The organism is Streptomyces coffeae, from assembly GCF_016741875.1.
Taxonomy (GTDB): Bacteria; Actinomycetota; Actinomycetes; order Streptomycetales; family Streptomycetaceae; genus Streptomyces; species Streptomyces coffeae.
Genome location: NZ_JAERRF010000181.1, coordinates 1 through 586, shown reverse-complemented (window position 1 = coordinate 586; position 586 = coordinate 1). Strand labels below are relative to the sequence as shown.

General features: G+C 66.4%; 1 protein-coding gene. It reads right to left on the bottom strand.

The window, feature by feature from the left end:
* Window positions 1-563 (bottom strand): arsenic resistance protein (locus JK363_RS41570; protein WP_372444963.1); only part of this gene is annotated, 563 nt, incomplete at its 3' end.
* Between the last annotated feature and the right edge of the window lie 23 nt (window positions 564-586).

The following is a 586-nucleotide window of genomic DNA, read 5'->3' as shown; positions in this document are numbered from 1 at the left end:
AGGCCGAGCCAGCCGGGCAGCAGGTCCAGGTAGAACCAGCCCAGCAGGCCGAACGCGAGTACCTGGAAGACCGAGTTCAAAGCGACCAGGACGGCCGCGGCCTCGCGGTCGCCGCAGGCCAGATCGTTCCAGATGATGACCATGGCGATGCAGCGGGCCAGTCCGACGATGATCAGCCCGGTGCGGTACTCGGGCAGGTCCGCAAGGAAGATCCAGGCCAGTGCGAACATCACCGCCGGTCCCAGGATCCAGTTGATGATCAGCGAGGAGATCATCAGCTTGCGGTCGCCGGTGACCGCGTCGAGCTTGTCGTAGCGGACCTTGGCCAGGACCGGATACATCATGACCAGCAGACCGATGGCGATCGGCAGGGAGATGCCGCCGATCTCGACCTTGGACAGTGCGTCATTCAGGCCGGGGATCGCCCGGCCCAGGCCGAGACCGAGGGCCATCGCGGCCAGGATCCATACGGCCAGGAAGCGGTCGAGGGTGGAGAGTTTGCCGACGACACCGGCGGCGGTGTCCTGCGCGGATCGGCTGGTGGTCTCTTCGGTGGTGCTCACGGGCAGGCCCTCTTGGTGTCGGC